Genomic DNA, 22,640 nt, shown 5'->3' with positions numbered 1-22,640 from the left:
GCCATCATGATCTGGTCGATCGCCTTCGCACCGCTCCTGCCTGTCCCCGTCCTTTTGGGCGGCGGCATCTTGGCGCTCGCCCTTCTCGCCTTGATGGCCTTTCGTCGCCGGCGCGGTGTGCTCCTCAGGGCTCTCGCCCTGGCTCTCCTGCTTCTCGGCGCGGCGAGGCCGGAACTCGTCGCCGAGGATCGCAAGGCGCTGCCATCAGTGGTGGCGCTGGTCGCCGACCGCAGCGCCTCGCAATCGTTGGCCGGCAGGCCGGCCGACACCGATGCCGCCTATGCGGCGCTCAAGGATCGCCTCTCCCGTCTTTCCGGTGTGGAACTGCGCGAGGTGCCGGCCGCCGCGACCGACAACGCCGACGGCACGCGCCTTTTCGCCGACGTCGCCCGCGCCCTCTCCGACGTACCGGCCGACCGAATCGGCGGCGCCGTCATCGTCAGCGACGGCCGGATCCACGATGCGCCGAAAGATGTCGCAGGCCTCGGCTTTTCGGCGCCGGTACACGTACTCGTCACCGGCGACCCGAATGAATATGACCGCCGTATCGAGCTGACCTCCAGCCCGAAGTTCGCGCTTGTCCGCTCGACGCAGCGCCTCAGCTTCCGCCTCGTCGATGACGGCCGATCGCCGGATGGCGCGGCGGTGCCTGTGGTCATCCGCCGCGACGGCGAGCTCGTGGCGACTGTGACCATGGCGCCGGGCGAGGAGCGCTCCGTCGATATCGCTATCCCGCACGCCGGTAACAACATTGTCGAGGTCGAGGCGCCACCGCTTCCAGGCGAGCTCTCGCCACTCAACAACACCGAGGTCGCCGTCATCGACGGCGTGCGACAGGCGCTTCGCGTCCTGCTGGTTTCCGGAGAACCACACGCTGGCGAGCGTACCTGGCGCAATCTTCTGAAATCCGACGCCTCGGTCGATCTCGTCCATTTCACCATCTTACGGCCACCCGAAAAGCAGGATGGCACGCCGATCGACGAACTGTCGCTGATCGCCTTCCCAACACGAGAGCTGTTCGACGAGAAGATCAACGACTTCGACCTGATCATTTTCGACCGCTACGAAAAACGCGGCGTGCTGCCGCTTCTCTACTTCGACAACATTGCTCGTTACGTCGCCGACGGCGGCGCGTTGTTGATGGCCGCCGGCCCCGATCCGCTCAACGCCGACAGTGTCTACGACAGCCCGCTGGCGCCCCTTCTGCCGGCCATTCCCGATGGCAATGTCATCGAAGCACCGTTCCGGCCAACCGTGACGGCCCTTGGCGCCCGCCATCCGGTGACGGCCAATCTGCCCGGTGGCAACGTCGATCCGCCTCAATGGTCGCGCTGGTTCCGCCTCGTCGAAACCCGAGAAAATCGCGGCGACGCGCTGATGTCCGGACCAGACGGCAAGCCGCTGCTGGTGTTGTCTCGCGAGGGCAAGGGCCGCGTCGCCATGCTGCTCAGCGATCAGGTGTGGCTGTGGGCACGCGGCTTCGAAGGCGGCGGCCCGCATGCCGAACTGTTGCGCAACGTCGCCCACTGGCTGATGGGAGAGCCGGAACTCGAGGAGGAGGCACTCCGTCTTTCCGGCGAAAGCGGTCACCTCACCGTCGAGCGACGCACCCTCAAGGAAACAGCGGCGCCGGTAACCGTGACCTTCCCCGACAGCTCCGAGCACCGAATCGCCAACCTCGCGCCTCTCGGACCCGGTCGCTTCGGTACGACGCTCGCCGCGCCGCTGCCTGGCCTCTACAAGGCGAGCGATGGCACGCTCACCGCCCTCGCCCATATCGGCCCGGCCAATCCGCGCGAATTCCGAGCCCTCGTCTCGACCACCGAACCGGTCAAGCCGATCGCCGAGGCAACCGGCGGTACGGCAATGCGTCTCAGGGCGGAAGCGGGTGGATCGCTCGTCATTCCCACGGTGGCGATGCGCCGATCGGCGGCCGGCGCCTACTCAGGCGACGGCTGGATCGGCTTCAAGGCATCGGAGGCCTACGAGGTGGCAGGGGTCGAGACGGTCCCGGTCTACCTCGGACTTCTCGCCGCCGCGGCGCTGCTGCTGGCCGTCGGCGGTCTTTGGTGGCGGGAAAGCCGGTAATGCGAGTTTAGGTGGCCGGACCGGTCGCTCTCACCGGGCCGGCGACGGCTTCGGACGCACCCGGCGTCAATTCTGCCCACAACAGCCGAGCCGGATCGACCGGCCCCGGCATTTGCAGCCGGCTAGGCGGCACGACGCGGAAACCAAACGGCCAATAATAGGGAAGATCGCCGACCAGTACGATCAACCGGTGGTGCCGCTGACGCGCCGCTTCCATGGAGAGGCGCATCAATGCCTTGCCGACACCAAGGCTCTTGAGCGCCGGCAACACGGCGAGCGGGCCGAGCAGCAGTGCCGGCGTTTCGCCCGCCGCGATGGCGGTGAGTCGCACCGAGCCAATGATATTCCCCCGATAGACGGCGACGAGGCTGGTCGGGCCATTGGGCGCGTGGCCTTCACGCAAACGAAAGGCGGTGCGGCTGTAGCGGCCAGGGCCGAAGGTCACGTCGTGAATAACGTCGATGGCGGCGGCGTCACCAGCCATTTCCGGCCGGAAGACGACGTCCTCGAGCACAAAGGTGTCGATGGAACGGGCGAGTGAGAGATCGATGGCGGTCATGTCGAACCATGGAAAAGCGGGGTGCGGCGCCATCAAATCCGCGGACCCCAGGGGATCGGCTGATCAGGCGCGGGAAGACGCGAAAGCGCGCTTAAAAGCGCGTGCGTCGCGTCGTCGTCGCTGATCGTGGCCGAGGAGCATCCAACTCTCCGAAATGGTTCGCCGCCCCTTAGCATGACGACGGCGGCGGCACAAGCGCTAGACCCTTCGTGACGCGTCAGAGGGCGGACGATTCTCTATAATCTGGCCGCTGTCGAGCTCTACCACGCGATCCATACGGTGAAGCGCGGCACGGGCATGGGTAATCAGGATCACCGTCCGGCCGGCCATCCGATCGAGCACCCGATCGAGCACGGTGGCCTCGGTTTCCGGGTCGAGCCCTTCGCCCGGTTCATCAAGGATGAGGATGTCCGGGTCGAGCAGCAACAGGCGAGCGATGGCGACGCGACGTGCCTCCCCACCTGACAGCGTGGTGCCAGCGACGCCGACCGGCGTTGCAAGCCCTTGCGGCAACCGGGCGACGAAATCAGCGAGACTGGCCGCCTCGATAGCGGCGGCGAGTTCGTCGGCGGTCGCCGACGGACGGCCGAGGCGGAGATTTTCCTCAAGCGTCAAAGTGAAGAGATGCGGCTTCTGCGGCACCATCCCGACTGTCCGGCGGACATCGGCAAGCGCGAGATCGGTGAGTGCGACACCGCCGAGCCGTATTTCTCCGGCATTGGGGTCGCGCAGCCTGACAAGCAGAGCAGCGATCGACGATTTGCCGGCCCCGCTCTCGCCAACCAGCGCCACACGGCTACCGAAGGGAATATCGAGGCTGATGTCGCCAAGGGCCGGCCGGAGACCGCCGGGATAACGAAGCGTCACGCCATCGAGGCGAAGATCACGCCCCTCGGGCTGCGGTCTGGGATTCGCCGGCTCGGTGACTGGCGGCTGGCGATCGAGGATGGCAAACAGCCGCCGCGCCGAAGCGAGCGTCGAGGCAACGCCGAGAAAAGCCGCCGGCAGCCCCATGAAAACCTCGGCCGCCGACAGTGAAAGAAGCGCCGCCATGGCAAGGTCCGGGCCGGCCATTCGGCCGGCGGCAACCAGCGGCACGCCGACGGCAAGCGCCACGATCAAAGCCAAATCGCCGGAGAGCCGCCCAAGCGCTTGCCCGAACGCTGCCCGACGGGCGAGTTGGCGCTCGGTTTGGACGAGCGAGGACATCACCCCGACAAGCCGGTCGCGATGACCGGCAAAAGCGCCGGTGAGGATGAGCGGCATGAGGCCGGAGAGATCGTCGATGACCAACCGGCGAAGATCGGCCGAACGCGCTGTCAGCGCACGGCTGGGACCTGCCGCCGCCGCCGCGGCAAGCGCGGGCGCCAGAAGACCAAAGCCGATCAGAACCGCGAGTACACAGGCCGACAACAGCCCATCATGAAGAAAGAGCACCAAACCGACGGCGGCGAGCGTCAGCAGGGCAACGGCCAGTGGCGACAGAAGCCGCAGGAAGGTCAGCTCCAGTCGATCGATGTCGGCCTTGAGCCGAGCGAGCAAATCACCTGAGCGGAGGTCGTCGAGGGCGGCCGGAGCGAGCGGCACCATCCTGGCGAACAGATGGGCGCGCGTGTCGGCGAGAAGACGCAACGTTGCCTCGTGACCGACCACGCGATCGACATAGCGACCGCCGGTGCGCAGGATGGCCAGTCCCCGGATGACCGCCGCCGGCGTGAAGTAGTTCATGGTAACGCCGGCAAGGCCAGCCGCCGCCATGGCAGTGATGAACCAGCCGGACACCGCCATCAGCCCCACGTTGGCGAGCGTCGCCACCAGCGACACCAGCATCGACAGCGCGATCCAGCCGACATGCCGCCGGTAAAGACCGAGGAGACGGAGCAAATCTTTCACGCCGCGCCCTCGCCTTCCAACGTCGCCAACATCGAGGCAAACGCACCGCCGCGCGCCTTCAGCTCGGCCGGTGCCCCTTCCTCAACCAACCGGCCGCCGGCGAAAACCAGGACACGGTCGGCAGCTTCCACCGTGCGCAGACGGTGGGCGATGGTGAGGCGTGTACGGCCAATGGAAAGCGCGGCGATCGCTTCCCCGACAGCCGCCTCGGTGACGGCATCGAGATGGGCCGTGGGCTCGTCCATCAGCACGAGCGGCGCAGGAACCAGGAGAGCGCGGGCCAGCATCAGCCTCTGCGCCTCGCCACCTGAAAGGCCGGCACCACCTTCGCCGAGACGGCTTTCCACCCCGCCGGGAAGACGAGCAATGAAATCGTCAGCGCGGGCGGCCTTGAGTGCCGCCGCGACGTCGCCCGGCCTGTTCATGGCGACATTCTCGGCGATCGTGGCATCGAACAGGAAGGCGCGCTGGGGCAGAAAGGCGATGTGTCGCCTAACATCGTCGAGGTCAAGGGATTCGAGCGGCCGACCGTCGATCAGGATGGTGCCTGTTGAAGGCTCTAGAAATCCGGCGATCAGCGACAAGAGGGTCGACTTGCCGGCGCCGCTCTCGCCAACGATCGCAATCTGCTCTCCGGCGCGGACCTCAAAGCTGACGCCATCAAGGGCGAGGCGACCGTCGCCGTAGTCGGCCGAGACATTGTCGAAGCGGACCGATACCGCCGCTCCGGCAGAAAAGGATTCGCCGCCAGTTCGCCGGTGAGTTGGCCGGGCCAGAAAATCCGCGAGCCGCTCGGCAGCGGCCACCGCCTCCATGCGGGCGTGCCGCTCGGTACCGAGCGTCCGGAGCGGCGCATAGAACAATGGTGCGAGCAGCAGCACGGTGAGGCCATCGACGAAAGCGATCTCCCCCCAGAGCAGGCGGAACCCCACCAGAACCGCCGTCACGGCGATGGAAACGGTGGCGAAGAATTCCAGAACCAGCGCCGACAAGAAGGCGAGGCGCAACACTTTCATGGTCTCGCGCCGGTAGTCGTCGGCGGTCCGGGCCACCAATGCCACCTCGCGCTTGGCCGCGCCAAGCAGCACCAGATCGGCAAGGCCAGCGACGGCGTCGAGGAGATGGCCGCCAAGCCGCGCCATCGAGACCCATTGCCGCTGGTTGGCACGCTCGGCCGAGCGCCCAGCCAGCACCATGAACATCGGCAAAAGCGGCAGCGTCACCGCGAACACAATGGCCGAGCGCCAATCGACCGGCAGCACGGCAAGCAGGATGGCGACGGGCAGCACGGCGACGGTGGCGGTGGCCGGCAGCCATTGCCGCCAGTAGGGCTCGATGCCGGCTACGGCGTCGGTCAGGGTGGTAGCAAGATCGCCGGTCGCGGTGCCGGAAAGCCGTACCGGCCCGAGCGTCGCGACCTGATCGAGAAGGCGGGCGAACAAGCTCCGCCGCGCCCGCGCCGCCGCCTCGAAACCGAACTGAGAACCGGCGTAACCGATCATCGCCTTAAGAAAGGCAATGCCGAGAAGCTGCATGAGCCAAGGCAGGATGACGGCGAAGTCGGCGCCGCGAAAGACCACGGCATCGATAATGCGAGCAGTGACAAAGGCGGCGGCCACTCCCAGCAGCCCCTCGGCCACGGCGGCGGCAAGAAGCAGCGCCGTCTCCTTTCGCACATCAGCCGAAAGATCGTCGAGAAGGGTCTCGGGTTTATGCATGCGGAAATGGGCCGGTGATGAGGGGTGGCAAGCCGGATTGCCATGCGCCAACGGGAACCGCAAGGGCGGTCGCCTTCACTTGGACGCGATTAGAAAATGAGGCGGCCGGCACGGTGGGTGGGACGACCGTGCCAGCCACTCTGAGAGGCCGGCGGAAGACGGGGACCGGCCTTGAAAAGCGCGGCGGTCACCCGCCGCGCTGGATTGGTCATTTGGAGGCGTCGATATCGAGGCCGTCCTGGAATTCGAACCACATGACGTTGATCACACCAATCGCAGCCGCGGCTGTGACGCCAAGGATCCAGGCAAAATACCACATTGTCGGTTCTCCTCTGTCAGTAAGCCGAATGCGAGCGAGCGTCGATGTCTTCCGCCGTAACGCGACCCCACATCCGCCAGTAACACCAGACGGTATAGGCGAGCACGATCGGCAAGAAGATGATGACTGCCCAGAACATGACGTTGAGCGTCAGGTGACTGGACGTGGCGTCCCACATGGTCAGGCTGGAGTTGGGGTCGAGGCTCGATGGCATCACGAAGGGGAACATCGACAAACCGGCGGTACCGATGATACCGGCGATGCCGAGCGCCGACGTCACGAAGGCGATCCCGGGACGGCTGGCCTTCGCGAGAAGAGCAGTCAACAGCGGCCCGATGAGACCGATCGCCGGTGCCAGGATGGTGATCGGCATCTTCGCATAGATGTCGAACCAAGCCCCCGGCGCTACCACGACCTGCTTGCCAAGCGGGTTGGGCAGGGCATCGAGCGGTGGCTGCGACACGATGCGATAGCCGTCGATGCCGAGCCAGACCCAAACACCGGCCACGGCAAACAGCAGGGCGATCACCGGTGCCAGCCGAACGACCAATGCTTGCGACCGCGCCGCCACGACACCGGAGGCACGAAGCTGAAGCCAGACGGCCCCGTGCACGACCAGCATGCCGAGCGAAATGACACCCGCTAGAAGCGCGAAGGGGTTGAGCAGCGGCAGGAGGGCGAAGATGAACGAGCCCTGGTAGTGGGCGCGCAGGATCTCGTCGAGGTGGAAGGGTACGCCCTGCAAAAGGTTACCGAAAGCGACGCCGAAGATCAGCGCCGGGATGGCTCCGCCGGCAAACAAGGCCCAATCCCAGGTCGAACGCCACTTCGGATTGTCGAGCTTCGAGCGGTAGTCGAAGCCGACCGGCCGGAAGAACAGCGCAAACAGCACCAGGAGCATGGCCATGTAGAAGCCGGAGAAGGCAGCGGCATAGACCATCGGCCAAGCGGCGAACAGGGCGCCGCCAGCGGTGATCAGCCACACCTGATTGCCGTCCCAGTGCGGGCCGACGGTGTTGATGGCAATGCGCCGCTCGGCATCGGTCTTGGCGATAAAGGGCAGGAGCGAACCGACGCCCATGTCCATACCGTCAGTGATGGCGAAGCCTATCAGCAGCGCGCCGACGAGGATCCACCAGATAAACTTCAGCGTTTCATAGTCGAACATGGCGGTCTCCTCATTCTGCCGCCGAGACGCGGATCGATGTTGGGGTCTGCGTCTCGAAATGATAGCGGCCGGTACCGAGCGAACTCGGGCCGAGGCGGGCGAACTTGAACATCAGATAGGCCTCGACGATCAGCAGGCCGGTGTAGAGCACCAGGAAACCGGTCAGCGAGAAGATCAGGTCGGTCGTGGTGAGGCTGGACGTACCGAGGAAGGTCGGAAGCACCTCACCAATCGCCCAAGGCTGACGACCGAATTCGGCGACGAACCAGCCGAGTTCGCAGGCAAGCCATGGCAGCGGGATGGCAAACAGCGCCGCCCTGAGCAACCAGCGATTCTTCTCATGGCTGCGCCGCGCACTGACATAGAACGCCGAGCCGAAGATGATCAGCATGACGAAGCCGAAGCCGACCATGAAGCGGAAGGCCCAGAACAGCGGCCATACCTTGGGGATCGTGCTGTCGGCGGCGGCCTGAATCTGCTGTTCGGTGGCGGTGGCCGGGTCTTCGACGAACTGCTTGAGCAGAAGCCCGAAGCCGATGTCCTTGGAGTGGGCATCGAAGACGGTGCGCGTTTCCGGCGTGGTGTCGCCAGCGCGGATCTTCATCATCGCCGCGTAGCCCTCCTGACCGGAACGGATACGCGCAAGGTGCTCTTCGCGCAGGTCGTTAAGGCCATGCACAGGCTTGTCCAGCGACCGAGTGGCGATGAGGCCGAGAGCATAGGGGATCTCGATCGCCCCGCGGGTGACCTTCTCTTCCTGAGAGGGGAAACCGATCAGGTTGAAAGGAGCCGGAGCGGGCTGGGTTTCCCACTCGCCCTCAATGGCAGCGAGCTTGACCCTCTGCACATCGCCGAGTTCATAGCCGCTCTCATCACCGAGCACGATCACAGAAAGGCAAGCAGCGAGGCCGAAACCGGCGGCGACGGCGAACGAGCGCTTGGCGAAAGCAACGTCACGGCCCTTGAGGAGGTACCAAGAGGAAATGCCGAGCACGAACATCGACGCAGTGGTGTAGCCGGCGGCGACGGTGTGGACGAACTTCACTTGGGCGACTGGATTGAACAGCACCTCTGAAAAGGACTGCATCTCCATGCGCATCGTCTCGGGCGAAAACATGGAGCCGACCGGGTTCTGCATCCAGCCGTTGGCGACCAGAATCCAAAGAGCTGACAAGTTTGAGCCGAGCGCCGTCAGGAAGGTGACGCCCAGATGCTGGCGCCGGCTGAGCTTTTCCCAACCGAGGAAGAACAGACCGACGAACGTCGATTCGAGGAAGAAGGCCATCAGACCTTCAATGGCCAGCGGCGCTCCGAAAATATCGCCGACGTAATGCGAGTAATAAGACCAGTTGGTTCCGAACTGGAACTCCATGGTCAGGCCGGTCGTGACGCCGAGGGCGAAGTTGATACCAAACAACTTGCCCCAGAATTTCGTCATGTCCCGGTAGATTTCCTTGCCGGTCATCACATAGACGGTTTCCATGATGACAAGCAGCCAGGCGAGCCCCAGCGTCAGCGGCACGAAAATGAAGTGGTACATTGCCGTGGCGGCGAATTGCCAGCGCGACAACTCCACGAATGTCTGATCGAACATGATGGCCGACATCCTCTCAGCGAAGGCGGCCCGCGAACACCTGTCGCGTTCGAACCGCCACGTTCTTCCTCAAGCGCTCGCCGCGTCGCCGGCAGGCCGGCGGGAGGCAGAACTCATCGATTCGGAGGGCGGGCAGACAGAGTCAACCGTGCGCTTCCGGCGGCAACCACCGATAGCGACGGCATGAACGACCATCATCTTTGCAACCCCCGTGTCCGGCTTTGACACCGGCTGACCGCCGGCAGCTCCCCGCCCGGCAATCGACATGGACAGAACTATCGATATAAAGCTATACAGTCAATATACCTTTGGAGGAAGGTCGCCATGAAAATCAATGCTGTGACCCACGGCGCCCTTCGTATTTTGATGATATGCGTCGATGGCGAGGCGATAACATTGCCTGAAATGGCCAGCCGGCTCGGCATGCCCGAGGCACGCGTCATCCGATCCTGCAACGCGCTCGCTCGCGCCGGCCTGCTGGTTGGCCGTCGCGGGCGCGGCGGCGGCTATCGTCTCGGCCGGCCCGCCGCCAAAATTTCGGTGTTATCGGTCATCGACCTGTTCGAGCCCGAGGATGACATGCGCATCTGTGGGCGCGCCGATACGCGAGCCTGCGATAGCTGTCCGTTAGCCGGAGTTTGTGCCGATGCCTACCGGGCGATGCGGGATGAACTGGCGGCAATCTCCGTTGCCGACATCCTCATCGACCATGACCACGCGCAGGCGCTGAAATCCGCCTAGCAGCCAAGGCAAGCTTGCTGGCGAGTATACGCTCCGAAACAACCCTTCAGGCGCGGACAGCGAACGGCTCGGCCACACAACCAACCGCGGAAATAGGTCGGGCCTGATCGACCCCGTCGAGCAGCGCTCGGAACTCCGCCTCGTTGCCGGCAACATCGGCGAGCGTCAGCCGGTCAAGCACGTCGAGGAACGCGTCGGTAGCCCGCCGCAACACCTGACTCATCCGGCAGCGATCGGTCAGCGGACATGTGTTGGTTTCCGGATCGAGACATTCCACGATCGACAGACCATCCTCGGTCCGGCGAACGACTTCGCCGATCGACACCGATGCAGCCGATCGCTTGAGGCGGAAGCCACCTCGATTGCCGCGCACGGTTTCAAGATAGCCCCAGGTACCGAGCTGATGGACACACTTGACGAGGTGTGATTGTGGCAGATCGAAAGCCTCGGCCACCTCGCGGATGGTGGTCAGGCGCGGCGAACGGGCGGCGGCGGCCAGGAGCACACGCAGCGAATAGTTGGAATAGCTGGTCAGTCGCATACCGCCTCCCCGGCTTCCGCTTGCGTCGGGATATCCTGGGAGGAAATCGCACGCCTAAGGCAGTTTTTCAAGACCACCCACCCGAACGGACAGGATTGCTGCCACCGCGCCGGTCGTTCAGACGGCTATTTTGCCGCGGACGGCCTCTTCGTCCATGCTGTCACGACTGCCTGCCATCACCACCTCGCCGCGCTCCATGACGACAAAATCGTCGGCGAGGTCTTTGGCGAAGTCGAAATACTGTTCCACCAGAACAATGGCCATGTCGCCCTGCCGGCGCAGAAACGTGATGGCGTGGCCGATGTCCTTGATAATTGACGGCTGGATTCCCTCGGTCGGCTCATCAAGGACGAGGAGGCGCGGCCGCGTTACCAGCGCTCGGCCAATGGCGAGCTGCTGCTGCTGGCCACCGGAAAGATCGCCGCCACGCCGGCGCAGCATGTCCTTCAGGACCGGAAAGAGGTCGTAGACCATATCCGGCACATAGCGGTCGACACGCTTCAGCGTGGCAAAGCCGGTCTGGAGGTTCTCTTCGACTGTCAGCAAGGGAAAGATTTCACGCCCCTGCGGAACGATGGCGACACCGCGCCGTACCCGCTCGTAGGGTGAAAGGCCGACGAGATCATCGCCATCGAGGCGGATCGCCCCGTGTGAGATCGACTGCAGCCCGGCAATGGCCCGCATCAGGGAGGTCTTGCCGACGCCGTTGCGGCCGAGCACCGCGGTGACGCGCCCCGCGGTGGCGGACAACGACACTTTTCGCAGCGCCTGGGCAGCACCGTAGTGGAGATCGACGGCTTCAACGTTCAGCATAGTCTCCGTTCCTTCACCGCCCGAGGTAGACCTCGATCACCTTTGGGTTGGCCGACACGGCATCGAGCGAGCCCTCGGCCAGCACCGAGCCCTCGTGCAGAACCGTTACCTTGACGCCAAGCGCCCTAACAAAGGTCATGTCGTGTTCGACCACCACCACCGACTGCGTCTTGGCAATCTCCTTGAGAAGGATCGCCGTTTCCGCCGTCTCGGCGTCGGTCATGCCGGCAGCCGGCTCGTCGACCAGAAGAAGCCGAGGTTCCTGCGCGAGCAGCATGCCGATTTCCAGCCACTGTTTCTGGCCGTGCGACAGCCTAGCGGCGAGAAGATCGCGCTTGTCGGCGAGACGGATGGTGGCGAGCAGCGCGTCGATGCGCTCCTGCTCGGCGACCGAACGCCGGTGGAACAACGCTGCAAAGGCGCCTCGCCGACCCTTCAACGCCAATGCGATGTTGTCCTCGACGCTGTGACTTTCGAACACCGTCGGCTTTTGGAATTTACGACCGATGCCGAGGTTGGCAATGGCCGCCTCGTCAAGTCGCGTGAGGTCCACGGAACCATCGAACAGCACGTCGCCCGCATCGGGCCGCGTCTTGCCGGTGATGATATCCATCATCGTGGTCTTGCCGGCACCGTTGGGGCCGATGATAGCCCGCATTTCACCCGGCTCCAGCACCAGAGACAACCGATTGATCGCTCTGAAACCATCGAAGGATACCGAGACGTCGTCGAGATAGAGCAGCGAGCCCTCCGCCTTATCGGTCATGCTGCTTCTCCCGCCTGCCGTCCGGAACCATCCACTTCCTTGGCCGGCTTCTCCCGTCGAGTAACCAGCTTGTCCCACAGGCCGACGATGCCGCGCGGCAGGAACAGCGTCACCACCACGAACAGAGCGCCGAGCGCGTAGAGCCAAACCTCGGGCAGAACACCGGTGAACCAAGTCTTGCCGAAATTGACGGCCACGGCGCCGATCAGCGGACCGACCAGCGTACCCCGGCCGCCGACCGCCACCCAGATCACCGCTTCGATGGATGCGGCGGGATCGAATTCGGACGGATTGATGATGCCGACCTGCGGCACGTAGAGCGCGCCGGCGATGCCCGCCATCACGGCGGACAGCGTCCAGACGAACAGCTTGTAGTGCTCGACACGGTAACCGATGAATCGAGTACGGCTCTCGGCATCGCGAATGGCGACCAGCACCTTGCCGAGCTTGGAACGGACAACCGCCGATGCGACGATGAAGCCGAGCGCCAACATCAGTGCCGAAGCGGCGAACAGTACCGCGCGGGTGCCGGGCGCCTGGATCGGGAAGCCCAGGATGTCCTTGAAATCGGTAAGGCCATTATTGCCACCGAAGCCCATGTCGTTGCGGAAGAAGGCGAGCAGCAGCGCATAGGTGAGCGCCTGGGTGATGATGGACAGATAGACACCGGTGACCCGGCTCCGGAACGACAGCCAGCCGAACAGCAAGGCGATGATGCCCGGCACCAGGATCACCATCAGACAGGCGTACCAGGCCATGTCGAAGCCCTGCCAGAACCAGGGCAGCTCCTTCCAGTTGAGGAACACCATGAAATCGGGCAGCACCGGATCGGCATAGACGCCGCGTGTGCCGATCTGCCGCATCAGATACATGCCCATGGCATAGCCGCCGAGCGCGAAGAAGGCCCCGTGACCAAGCGATAGGATGCCGCAATAGCCCCAGACGAGATCGACGGACAGCGCCAGCAAGGCGTAGGTAAGATACTTGCCGCAAAGGGTGAGCTGGTAGGTCGACACGTGGAAGACATTTGCCTCCGGCACCAGAAGGTTGCCCGCCGGCACCAGCAAAGCGAGCGCCACGAGCAGGCCGACCACGATGCGTCCGCGCCGATCGAGGCTGTCGATGAGAAATGTGGTGATCATGCTTCCACCGCCCGACCCTTCAGAGCGAACAGGCCGCGCGGCCGTTTCTGGATGAACAGGATGATCGCGACCAACAGGATGATCTTGCCGAGAACGGCCCCGGCATAAGGCTCCAGCATCTTGTTGGCGACACCGAGCGTCAACGCGCCGACCAGCGTACCCCAGAGATTACCGACACCGCCGAACACCACCACCATGAAGCTGTCGATGATGTAGCCGCGCCCGAGGTTGGGCGACACATTGTCGATCTGGCTGAGCGCCACGCCGGCAAGACCGGCGATACCCGAGCCGAGGCCAAAGGTCAGCGCATCGACCAGTGGGGTTCGAATGCCGACAGCGGCGGCCATCTGCCGGTTCTGCGTCACCGCGCGCATCTCAAGACCAAGCCGGGTGCGTTTGAGAACGGCGATCAGCGCCAGAAATACGGCGATCGCAAACAGGATGATCCAGAGGCGTGTCCAAGTGATCTGGATGTCGCCCATGGAGAACGAGCCGGACATCCACGAGGGATTGCCGACCTCGCGATTATTGGCCCCATAAAGCGAGCGCACCGCCTGCTGCAGGATGAGGGATACGCCCCAAGTGGCAAGCAGCGTTTCGAGCGGCCGGCCATAAAGCCAGCGAATGACCAGCCGTTCGATCAGAATGCCGGCGAGAGCGGCCGTTAAAAAGGCAACCGGCAGGGCGATGAACAGCGAATAATCGAACAGATCAGGCCAAGAAGTCCGAATCACCTCCTGCACCGTGAAGGTGGCGTAGGCCCCCAGCATCACCATCTCGCCATGCGCCATGTTGATGACGCCCATCACCCCGAAGGTGATGGCAAGTCCGATGGCGGCGAGCAGCAGCACCGAGCCGAGCGACAGGCCGTACCAGAGGTTCTGGCCGACATCCCAAAGCATAAGCCGGCTTTGGATGACCGCCGCCGCCTTGCGCGCGGCATCGCCAACGGCGCCTTCGGTGGCCGTGTAGCCGGACAGGAAGCCGAGAGCATCGCGGCTGCCGAGATCGGCAATGGCGGCGATGGCAGTTACCTTGTCGGCCTCCGGCGCGTCGGATGCGAGCAGCGCCGTGGCGCGCGCCGCCACCATCGCGGCGCGGACATCGGCGACGGTCTCGGCGGCGATTGCCTGCTCCAACACGGGAAGGGCGGCAACGTCGGCCGATTTCATCACCGCCTCGGCGGCGGCGCGACGTACAGCCGGGTCGGGGTTCATCAGTGTCAATGCGCCCACCGCCGAAGCGATGGCGCGACGGATGCGATTGTTGACCTTCACCTTCTCGACGGTCGCCTTGGGCGCCAGCCCGGCATCGGCGCCGGTCGCCGGATCTGTGAGGCGAAAGTCGGTACCGGCTTTGTCGGCAAAGAACACCCGGCCATCGGCCTTGCGCACCGTCAATTCGCCGTTGCCGAGCCGATCGAGAATAGCCGGCACACGATCGTCGCCGGTGGCGGCAAGATTGGCGATGGCCTTCTCCAGATCGTCGAAGCTACCGGCACCGAGAGCCGTAACGCGGGACGAAAGGTCGGCGTCGGCGATGCGGCTGGCAAGTGCCGGCTGAAAACTGACGATCAGCGCGAATAGAATGGTGAAGAGGCGCAAGAAGCTCATGGCATGTCCGTTCCGGTCAGGGACCGCTGGAGCATTCGCTTGACGATCAGGTGAGTGCGATCTGATCAGCGGGTGTTCCAGTGGTTCGACTCCGACATTTGCGTCCGCCCAAATACTACGCCCGGAGCACATGTCGGAGCCTAGAGAACCACCAGTAATCTATTGTTTTCAATTGATTTTCTAAGCTTATATTTAATGCAAAGCCCATATATACGTGATTCAAATGCCGATTTACTCGGCTAGGCCTATCAATGCCCGTCCGGGGCCAGGGGTAGTCCCGGACGGAGGGTGCGCGGCGCGGGTCAGGAACCGCCGCCGCACTTGCCCGTGACGACGTTGAAGTTGCCGCAGGACATTGGCTTGCGCCAATCGGAGATCAGGTCCTTGGATCCTTCGAGGTAGTCCGACCATTCGTCGCCAACCACCGGTGCCGTCGTCGAGACGATATCGAACTGGCCATTGTCCTGGATCTCGCCGATCAGCACCGGCTTGGTGATGTGATGGTTCGGCATGATGGTGGCATAGCCGCCCGAGAGATTCGGCACGGTGGTGCCGACCAGTGTATCGATCACCGTATCGGTGTTTGTCGTGCCAGCCGCCTCAACCGCCTTCACCCAAGCATTGAAGCCGATATAGGTGGCTTCCATCGGATCGTTGGTGGTGCGCTTGTCGTTCTTGATGAACTTGTGCCAACCGTCGATGAAGGCGGTATTGGCTTCGCTGTCGACCGACTCGAAGTAGTTCCATGCAGCAAGATGGCCGACCAGCGGCTTGGTATCGATGCCGGCCAGTTCCTCTTCGCCCACCGAGAAGGCGACAACCGGAATATCCTCGGCCTTGATGCCCTGGTTGGCGAGCTCCTTGTAGAAGGGAACGTTGGCATCGCCATTGATGGTCGAGACGACGGCAGTCTTCTTGCCCGCCGAACCGAACTTCTTGATGTCAGCGACGATCGACTGCCAGTCGGAATGACCGAACGGCGTGTAGTTGATCATGATGTCGTCGGCGGACACACCCTTAGCCTTAAGGTAGGCCTCAAGGATCTTGTTGGTGGTCCGCGGGTAGACATAGTCGGTACCGGCAAGCACCCAGCGTTGCACGCCTTCTTGCTTCATCAGGTAGTCGACGGCGGGAATGGCCTGCTGGTTGGGGGCAGCGCCGGTGTAGAAGACGTTGCGCTCCGATTCCTCGCCCTCATACTGGACGGGATAGAACAGGATCGAGTTGAGCTCCTTGAACACCGGCAACACCGATTTGCGGCTGACCGACGTCCAGCAGCCGAACACTACCGATACCTTGTCCTGCGAGATCAGCTCCCGCGCCTTTTCGGCAAAGAGGGGCCAATTCGAAGCAGGGTCGACCACCACCGGTTCGAGTTTCTTGCCGAGCACGCCGCCTTTCTTGTTTTGCTCGTCGATCAGATAGAGAACAGTGTCTTTGAGGGTCGTCTCGGAAATGGCCATGGTACCCGACAGCGAGTGCAGCACGCCGACCTTAATGGTGTCGTCGGCGGCATAACCGGCCATCGTAGAGGCGAGAAGCGCGCCGAGAACGGCAGCAAGCGTCGTGCGACGCCGATCGAAGATCTGCGACATCTTTGGTTCCCCGTTTTTATCTGGAGGCCGAGGCCCCTTGCCCCGTCTGGTCCTCACTCCGACTTTCGACCAAGCCGGCCGGACGCCCTATACGTCGATTAACGTAAGCTTCCCTCCAAACCGGCATGAACCCTGCACATTGCCAGTGGTGGAGGCGGCCAATCCGTCGAGCCCGGCAGACGGGCTGTATGACCACGGTTCCGCCGATCGCACTGACGAAAAAAAAGGCAGCCTGCCGCATACGGGGGCGTCAAAAGAGGAACACGGCGCATGGCGGCGCGGCAGCGCATCATTCCTATCCGGCGCCAGTACAACCGCTGGGTCGCCGACGAAACGCTGGAAGACTACGCGCTGCGCTTCACAGCCAAGTCGGCGCGGCGCTGGTCGCAGGAGCGTGTCGCTCAAACGGCCATCGGCGCAATTTCCTTCCTGGCGCTGGAAGCGATCGGCGGCGCCATCACGCTGTCCTACGGTACGATAAACGCCGTCGCCGCCATCCTTGCAGCCAGTCTCACCATGCTCGTTGTGGGCTGGCCGATTGCCCGCACCGCTGCCCGCCATGGCGTCGACATCGATCTGCTGACCCGTGGCGCCGGCTTTGGGTACATCGGCTCGACGGTGACCTCCCTCATCTACGCAAGCTTCACCTTCATCCTGTTCGCCATCGAGGCGTCGATCATGTCGACCGCCCTGGAGATGGCCCTCGGCTTGCCGCTTTGGGTCGGCTACATCGTCTCGACGCTTCTGGTCATCCCGCTGGTCACCCATGGCATTGCTTGGATCAGCCGCTTCCAGATCCTGACGCAACCGATCTGGATCGTGCTCAATATCCTTCCCTTCATCTTCATTGCCTTCTCCGATGGCGCCAGTTTTTCCGACTGGGCGGCGTTTGCGGGGCGGGATGGAGTGACGGGCAGCGGCTTCCAGCTCGTCGCCTTTGGCGCGGCCAGCGCGGTGATCCTGGCACTCACCGCCCAGATTGGCGAACAGGTCGACTTCCTCCGTTTCCTCCCGGCACGGCTACCGGGCTCGGGTCGGCGGCGGCGTGTGGCTGTATTCCTCGCCGGTGCAGGATGGGTGGTGCTCGGCGTGCCCAAGATGATCGCCGGTTCCTTCCTCGCCGTGCTCGCGCTGTCGAGCGGCGTACCCATCGAGCACGCCGCCGAACCGGCGCGGATGTACGCCGTCGCCTTTGGCTACGTGTTGCCGGAAGGAATTTGGCTCTACCTGCTGACGGCCATCTTCGTCGTGGTGTCCCAGCTCAAGATCAACGTGATGAACGCCTATGCCGGCTCGCTCGCTTGGTCGAACTTTTTCTCGCGCCTCACTCACAGCCATCCCGGCCGCGTCGTCTGGCTGGTGTTCAACGTTTGCATCGCCCTGCTCCTGATGGAGATCGGCATCTACCAAGCGTTGGAACAAACGCTGGCGGTGTTCGCCATCGTCGCAGTCGCCTGGCTCTCCACCATTTCGGCCGACCTCCTGATCAACAAGCCCCTCGGTCTCAGCCCACCGGGCATCGAGTTTAAACGGGCGCACCTTTGGGACATCAATCCGGTCGGCGTCGGTGCAATGGCCGCGGCGGCTCTGATCGGTCTTCTTGCCCATGTTGGTCTCGCCGGCCCGGTCGCTGAAGCCTTTGCGCCCTTCGTGGCACTCATCGTCGCTTTCCTCACCGCGCCGCTGATTGCCTGGCGCACTGGAGGCCGCTTCTATTTGGCTCGCAAGCCCCGCCGAAGCTACGCACTGGCGCCGACGCTGACTTGCTCTATCTGCGAGCATGATTTCGAAGCGGAGGACATGTCCTATTGCCCGGCGTACCAAGCGCCGATCTGTTCGCTTTGCTGCTCGCTCGATGCCCGCTGCCACGACCGATGCAAGCCAAAGGCGCGGCTTGGGGCTCAGGTCCAGGCCCTATTCGGGCGCCTGTTGCCGCCGCCGCTCATCGCCGTCGGTGACACGCGGCTTGGCCGCTACCTTATGGAGCTTGGCTTCTGGGCTAGCCTGTCGGGCCTCATCATGTGGTTCGTCTACCGCCAGGTTGCCGTCGATCATCCGGGTGAAGCCGCGCTGATTGGAAGAACGCTCGCCGTGGTGTTCTTCGTGTTCTCGGTGGTGATCGGCATCGTCGTCTGGTTCTTCGTGTTGGCTCGTGATTCGCGCGCCGTCGCCGAGGAGGAAAGCGCCCGCCAGACCCAGGCGCTGTTCCAGGAAATCGCCGCTCACAAACGAACCGATGCCGAATTGCAAAAAGCCAAGGAAAAGGCCGAAGCGGCGAGCGACGCCAAGAGCCGCTACGTCATCGGCCTCAGTCACGAACTGCGCACCCCGCTCAATGCGGTGCTCGGCTATGCTCAGATTCTAGAGCGCGACCCGGCCATTGCCGATAAGCGGCGCAACGCCGTCGGCGTAATTCGCCGCTCGGCGGAGCATCTGTCCGGCCTGATCGACGGCCTTCTGGATATTTCCCGCATCGAGGCCGGCCGTTTCCGCATCCGGCTGGCCGATGTCCGCATCCACGACCTCCTCGATCAGGTCGAGGGCATGTTCGCCCTGCAAGCGGAGGCAAGCGGACTTGCCTTCCACGCCAGCCGCGCCACCGACCTTCCCGCCGTGGTCCGCACTGACGAGAAGCGCCTGCGCCAGGTTCTCGTCAATCTCCTCTCCAACGCCATCAAATTCACGCCGGAAGGCACCGTGACGCTCACCGTCGACTACCGAAATCAGGTGGCGCGCTTCACCGTCGCAGACACCGGCATCGGCATTCCCGAGGACGATCAGGGCCGCGTGTTCGAGCCCTTCGAGCGTGGTCGGCACGCGGCCTCCACAAACGTGCCTGGCCTTGGGCTCGGCCTCACCATCACCCGCCTGCTGGTCGAGACCATGGGCGGCGATATCGCCATCAACTCGACGCCGGGCACTGGCACAAGTTTCTGCGTCCGCCTGATGCTTGGAGCCGTAGTCGGCGCCGCCGTCATTGACGGGGCCCGGCCAGTGACCGGCTACATAGGCCCCCGCCGCATCATTCTAGTGGTCGATGACAACGCCGAGCATCGCGACATGATGACGGAGATGCTCGCTCCTCTGGGCTTCACGGTGTTGACGGCAGCCGGTGGCGAGGACTGCCTTGCGCTCATGGAAACGGCCCAGCCGGATATCCTCTTCGTCGACATCCGCATGCCCGGCATGACTGGCTGGCAACTCGTCAGCCGGTTAAGAGCGAGCGGTGTCAGGACACCGATCGTCATGCTGTCGGCCAACATCGGCGATGGCGCCATGCCGGCGAGCGACCTCGGTCACGATGACCTGCTGGCCAAACCCTTTTCGCTCGCCGACCTGCTCGATCGGCTCGGCCGCCATCTCGGTGTGACCTTCCTGGAAACGGGAACCGATGAGCCGATAACGACCAGCCCTCGACCAGTGGGACGACCAACCGCGTTTTCCGCGGCCGATATCGCAGAGCTGAAGTCGCTCGCGGCCATCGGCTACGTACGCGGACTTGAAGGCAAGCTCGCCGCGCTCACCGAATCGGATGCCGATCCGGCCGCCATCGCGGTGCTCAGCACCCATCTTGCCACCTTCGATCTCACTCGTTTCACCGCCACCCTCGAGGATATGACCTCGCCATGACCCAGAGCCGCGACACCGTCCTCGTCGTCGACGACAGTCCCGAGACGCTTGGCTTCCTCACCGAGGCCATGGAGGCCGAGGGGGTCACGGTGCTGGTCGCCACATCCGGCCGCCAGGCACTCGCCATCGCCCTTCGCGTGACCCCGGATGTTGTCCTGATGGATGCCGTGATGCCGGAAATGGACGGCTTCGATGCCTGTCGGTCGCTGAAGGCCATGCCGGCGCTCGCCCACGTGCCAGTTATTTTCATGACCGGATTGAGCGAAACCGAACATATCGTCCGTGGCCTTGCCTCCGGCGGCGTGGACTATCTTACCAAGCCGATCGACCTTGATGAACTCAAGGCGCGCATCCGCGTTCACCTCGCCAATGCCCGCGCCAATCTCTCGGCACAAACCGCGCTCGACGCGGCGGGACGGCACTTGGTAGCGCTCGACCCCGACGGCCGTATCGTCTGGGCGACACCCCAGGCGAGCCGTCTCATCGACGATCTAGGCATCGCCGGCGCAATCGAGGCGGCTGCCGCGAGTGGCGATGGACCGTTGGAGGTGGCGGTAGCGAACGCTTCGCCATTCCTCCTTGCCCCGGTGGGCACCGCTGGTCCGGGCGAGCGCCTTTACCGACTCGGGCGCAGCGAGGCGGGCGAAAGCGATCTTCTGAAATCCCGCTTCGGAATCACCACGCGCGAAGCGGAGGTTCTTCTGTGGATCGGCCGCGGCAAGACCAACAAGGACATCGGTGAGATCCTTGGCTTGTCGCCGCGCACCGTCAACAAACACCTCGAGCAGATCTACGCCAAGCTCGGCGTCGAAAACCGTGCCTCAGCGGCGCTGAGGGCAGCCGATGCTCTGAACGGTGGATGAAGCGCACCAGCGGCAAGCGGAACCGGCAGCGGGAACCAACGGCTTGTCTAACCTATTGTTTTGGCGGAAATGCTTCCCGTCGAAAAGCCAGCAACTTTCGAGATACATCCACTAGCTCGCCGCCAACGAAATCGCTAAAGTGCAGCCGTCATTGAGGAGGAACGCCAAGCGTGGCCAATCGTCAGCATAGGGCGCACCGGAGCAGCATGTCCCGCCGGTCGAAGGGCCACGACTATCTCGGATGGGCATTGGTAGCAACCGCGGTTCTGGCGCCGCTGCCCCTGGGCGGCATTCGGGCCTTCTTTTTCATGCTCTATGCGGTCGTCGTCGCCGTGATGGGCGTGTTTTACGCAGTCGGCCTCTATCGCGGCCATGTCCGACCACGCCTGCCGTTGTCTGCGTTCGCCATACCGGTCGTCCTGTTCGGTCTTGTGATCGTCTGGTTGCTTATAACGCTTCTGCCAATCGGCATCGGCGCAGCACCCGAGTGGGCGGCGCTGTCGCCGTTGGCGGATGTCACGGGACGAGTTTCCATAGGTCCGGGCGCGACCTTCGACATGCTGGTGCGTTACCTGACCTACGCATTGTTCTTCGTGCTGGCAGTGCAGGTGTCCGTCGAGAAACAGCGGGCGAAGACACTGTTTCGTCTGATTTACTGGGGTATCGCGGCTCACGCGCTGCTTGCTCTCGCCTCGTTGACTTATTTCGGTGACGTCCTGCTGTTCCTGCCTAAGGACGCCTATTTCGGCGACGCCACCGGCGTGTTCGTCAACCGCAACAGCTTCGCTACCTTTGCCGCTTTCGGCGCCATCATGGGTGTAGCTCTTGTCTTCGGAGATGACGAAGACGACGTCGCCCGCTCGCGACTGAGCCGCCTGCTGGTCCGGCTAGGCTTCAATGTGGCGCCGCTCGCTCTGATTGGCCTCGCGCTCGCCTTTTCGCACTCGCGCATGGGCATGTTCGTGGCCGCGCTGGGCACCGGCGTTGTGGCACTGATTGCCGTATTCCGATCCACCGGCGCGCGCCGTATCCTTGCCGGCGTGCTCATTGTCGTTGGCCTTGTCGCGGGTGCTGTACTCGCCAACACCGGTGGCGTCCTGTTCGAGCGCATGGCGACGGTCGACCGCGATGCCGATATCCGGCTCGCCGTCTACGAACAGACCCTTGACCTCATCGCGTCCCGACCATTGATCGGTTATGGCGGTGGCACCTATGAAGATGCCTTCCGAGCGGTCAAGGCCGATCCCATCAGCCCCGATGTGACCTTCGACGCCGCCCATGATCTCTATCTGGAGCTTGCCACCGAACTCGGCATCCCCGCAGCAATCGCCGTCGTGCTGTCGGTGTTGCTATTGGCTGGAACCACGGCCGTTGCCGCCATACGCCGCGAAAACTGGATGATTCCAGCCGCTTCGGCTGCTGCCGTGCTTGCCGGAGGCGTCCATTCGCTGGTCGACTTCAGCCTGCAAATTCCAGCCATCGTGCTGATGATGCTGCTGATCCTTGCCCTCGGCTTCGCCCAGAGCCGACCGATCCAGCTTTCGGGAGAGTGATCGCTTGAAAGATTGGCCGGGCTCGACGTCCGGCCATCTTTTCT

The 22,640-nt window shown here is 63.6% G+C and carries 17 protein-coding genes; 5 read left to right on the top strand and 12 right to left on the bottom strand.

What is annotated here, in order from left to right; translation table 11 throughout:
* Window positions 1-6: 6 nt before the first annotated feature.
* Complete coding sequence (locus AB6N07_RS03075) at window positions 7-2,088, top strand: hypothetical protein (protein ID WP_370676352.1); 2,082 nt, start codon at window positions 7-9, stop codon at window positions 2,086-2,088.
* 7 nt (window positions 2,089-2,095) lie between these two features.
* On the opposite strand, the gene AB6N07_RS03070 is transcribed toward AB6N07_RS03075, so the two are convergent.
* The 6 genes from AB6N07_RS03070 to AB6N07_RS03045 all read right to left on the bottom strand — a co-directional run bounded on the left by AB6N07_RS03070 (window position 2,096) and on the right by AB6N07_RS03045 (window position 9,339).
* Window positions 2,096-2,680, bottom strand: coding sequence for a GNAT family N-acetyltransferase (locus AB6N07_RS03070; RefSeq protein WP_370676351.1), 585 nt, complete (start codon window positions 2,678-2,680; stop codon window positions 2,096-2,098).
* Between the two features lie 165 nt (window positions 2,681-2,845).
* Entirely contained in the window at window positions 2,846-4,540 is a 1,695-nt protein-coding gene (cydC, locus tag AB6N07_RS03065) for a thiol reductant ABC exporter subunit CydC (RefSeq protein WP_370676350.1), read from the bottom strand.
* Window positions 4,537-6,321 (bottom strand): thiol reductant ABC exporter subunit CydD, encoded by a 1,785-nt coding sequence (cydD, locus tag AB6N07_RS03060; RefSeq protein ID WP_370676349.1) that lies wholly within the window; start codon window positions 6,319-6,321, stop codon window positions 4,537-4,539. Before cydD ends, cydC begins: the two co-directional genes overlap by 4 nt.
* A gap of 145 nt (window positions 6,322-6,466) precedes the next feature.
* Window positions 6,467-6,577: a cytochrome bd-I oxidase subunit CydX gene (gene cydX / locus AB6N07_RS03055; RefSeq protein ID WP_026791399.1), complete on the bottom strand. Its 111-nt coding sequence runs from the start codon at window positions 6,575-6,577 to the stop codon at window positions 6,467-6,469.
* A gap of 16 nt (window positions 6,578-6,593) precedes the next feature.
* Entirely contained in the window at window positions 6,594-7,745 is a 1,152-nt protein-coding gene (cydB, locus tag AB6N07_RS03050; protein ID WP_370676348.1) for a cytochrome d ubiquinol oxidase subunit II, read from the bottom strand.
* Window positions 7,746-7,755: 10 nt separating this feature from the next.
* Entirely contained in the window at window positions 7,756-9,339 is a 1,584-nt protein-coding gene (locus tag AB6N07_RS03045; RefSeq protein WP_370676347.1) for a cytochrome ubiquinol oxidase subunit I, read from the bottom strand.
* A 324-nt stretch (window positions 9,340-9,663) separates the two neighbouring features.
* Between AB6N07_RS03045 and AB6N07_RS03040 the strand changes: the two genes are divergently transcribed.
* Window positions 9,664-10,080, top strand: a complete 417-nt coding sequence (locus tag AB6N07_RS03040; protein ID WP_370676346.1) for an Rrf2 family transcriptional regulator — start codon at window positions 9,664-9,666, stop codon at window positions 10,078-10,080.
* Between the two features lie 46 nt (window positions 10,081-10,126).
* Here the strand turns inward: AB6N07_RS03040 and AB6N07_RS03035 are convergent, their stop codons facing one another.
* From AB6N07_RS03035 to urtA, 6 genes are all read right to left on the bottom strand, one after another.
* Window positions 10,127-10,621 (bottom strand): Rrf2 family transcriptional regulator, encoded by a 495-nt coding sequence (locus tag AB6N07_RS03035; protein ID WP_370676345.1) that lies wholly within the window; start codon window positions 10,619-10,621, stop codon window positions 10,127-10,129.
* 117 nt (window positions 10,622-10,738) lie between these two features.
* Window positions 10,739-11,434 carry an urea ABC transporter ATP-binding subunit UrtE gene (gene urtE, locus AB6N07_RS03030; RefSeq protein ID WP_370676344.1) on the bottom strand — a complete coding sequence of 232 codons (696 nt, stop codon included), beginning with the start codon at window positions 11,432-11,434 and terminating at the stop codon, window positions 10,739-10,741.
* A 13-nt stretch (window positions 11,435-11,447) separates the two neighbouring features.
* Entirely contained in the window at window positions 11,448-12,200 is a 753-nt protein-coding gene (gene urtD / locus AB6N07_RS03025; RefSeq protein WP_370676343.1) for an urea ABC transporter ATP-binding protein UrtD, read from the bottom strand.
* Window positions 12,197-13,342: an urea ABC transporter permease subunit UrtC gene (gene urtC / locus AB6N07_RS03020; protein ID WP_370676342.1), complete on the bottom strand. Its 1,146-nt coding sequence runs from the start codon at window positions 13,340-13,342 to the stop codon at window positions 12,197-12,199. Before urtC ends, urtD begins: the two co-directional genes overlap by 4 nt.
* A complete protein-coding gene (urtB, locus tag AB6N07_RS03015) occupies window positions 13,339-14,955 on the bottom strand; it encodes an urea ABC transporter permease subunit UrtB (protein WP_370676341.1) in 1,617 nt (538 codons plus the stop codon). Before urtB ends, urtC begins: the two co-directional genes overlap by 4 nt.
* A gap of 302 nt (window positions 14,956-15,257) precedes the next feature.
* A complete protein-coding gene (urtA, locus tag AB6N07_RS03010; protein WP_370676340.1) occupies window positions 15,258-16,550 on the bottom strand; it encodes an urea ABC transporter substrate-binding protein in 1,293 nt (430 codons plus the stop codon).
* A 270-nt stretch (window positions 16,551-16,820) separates the two neighbouring features.
* Between urtA and AB6N07_RS03005 the strand changes: the two genes are divergently transcribed.
* From AB6N07_RS03005 to AB6N07_RS02995, 3 genes are all read left to right on the top strand, one after another.
* Entirely contained in the window at window positions 16,821-20,180 is a 3,360-nt protein-coding gene (locus tag AB6N07_RS03005; protein ID WP_370676339.1) for an ATP-binding protein, read from the top strand.
* On the top strand, window positions 20,177-21,043 hold the full coding sequence (locus tag AB6N07_RS03000) for a response regulator (protein ID WP_370676338.1): 867 nt from the start codon (window positions 20,177-20,179) through the stop codon (window positions 21,041-21,043). The genes AB6N07_RS03005 and AB6N07_RS03000 overlap by 4 nt, the downstream gene beginning before the upstream one ends.
* Window positions 21,044-21,249: 206 nt before the next feature.
* On the top strand, window positions 21,250-22,596 hold the full coding sequence (locus tag AB6N07_RS02995) for an O-antigen ligase family protein (protein ID WP_370676337.1): 1,347 nt from the start codon (window positions 21,250-21,252) through the stop codon (window positions 22,594-22,596).
* The last annotated feature ends 44 nt before the right edge of the window (window positions 22,597-22,640 follow it).

It is taken from the genome of Pleomorphomonas sp. PLEO, from assembly GCF_041320595.1.
In the GTDB taxonomy this organism is placed as follows: domain Bacteria; phylum Pseudomonadota; class Alphaproteobacteria; order Rhizobiales; family Pleomorphomonadaceae; genus Pleomorphomonas.
The sequence above is the reverse complement of the archived record's forward strand: the minus strand, read 5'-3'. Positions and strand labels throughout refer to the sequence as shown.

Bases quoted from the DNA above. Each gene is read 5' to 3' on its own strand.
- AB6N07_RS03075 (WP_370676352.1), top strand. From the start codon at position 7: ATGATCTGGTCGATCGCCTTCGCACCGCTCCTGCCTGTCCCCGTCCTT.
- AB6N07_RS03070 (WP_370676351.1), bottom strand. From the start codon at position 2,680: ATGGCGCCGCACCCCGCTTTTCCATGGTTCGACATGACCGCCATCGAT.
- cydX (WP_026791399.1), bottom strand. From the start codon at position 6,577: ATGTGGTATTTTGCCTGGATCCTTGGCGTCACAGCCGCGGCTGCGATT.
- cydB (WP_370676348.1), bottom strand. From the start codon at position 7,745: ATGTTCGACTATGAAACGCTGAAGTTTATCTGGTGGATCCTCGTCGGC.
- AB6N07_RS03045 (WP_370676347.1), bottom strand. From the start codon at position 9,339: ATGTTCGATCAGACATTCGTGGAGTTGTCGCGCTGGCAATTCGCCGCC.
- AB6N07_RS03040 (WP_370676346.1), top strand. From the start codon at position 9,664: ATGAAAATCAATGCTGTGACCCACGGCGCCCTTCGTATTTTGATGATA.
- AB6N07_RS03035 (WP_370676345.1), bottom strand. From the start codon at position 10,621: ATGCGACTGACCAGCTATTCCAACTATTCGCTGCGTGTGCTCCTGGCC.
- urtE (WP_370676344.1), bottom strand. From the start codon at position 11,434: ATGCTGAACGTTGAAGCCGTCGATCTCCACTACGGTGCTGCCCAGGCG.
- urtD (WP_370676343.1), bottom strand. From the start codon at position 12,200: ATGACCGATAAGGCGGAGGGCTCGCTGCTCTATCTCGACGACGTCTCG.
- urtC (WP_370676342.1), bottom strand. From the start codon at position 13,342: ATGATCACCACATTTCTCATCGACAGCCTCGATCGGCGCGGACGCATC.
- urtB (WP_370676341.1), bottom strand. From the start codon at position 14,955: ATGAGCTTCTTGCGCCTCTTCACCATTCTATTCGCGCTGATCGTCAGT.
- urtA (WP_370676340.1), bottom strand. From the start codon at position 16,550: ATGTCGCAGATCTTCGATCGGCGTCGCACGACGCTTGCTGCCGTTCTC.
- AB6N07_RS03005 (WP_370676339.1), top strand. From the start codon at position 16,821: ATGGCGGCGCGGCAGCGCATCATTCCTATCCGGCGCCAGTACAACCGC.
- AB6N07_RS03000 (WP_370676338.1), top strand. From the start codon at position 20,177: ATGACCCAGAGCCGCGACACCGTCCTCGTCGTCGACGACAGTCCCGAG.
- AB6N07_RS02995 (WP_370676337.1), top strand. From the start codon at position 21,250: ATGTCCCGCCGGTCGAAGGGCCACGACTATCTCGGATGGGCATTGGTA.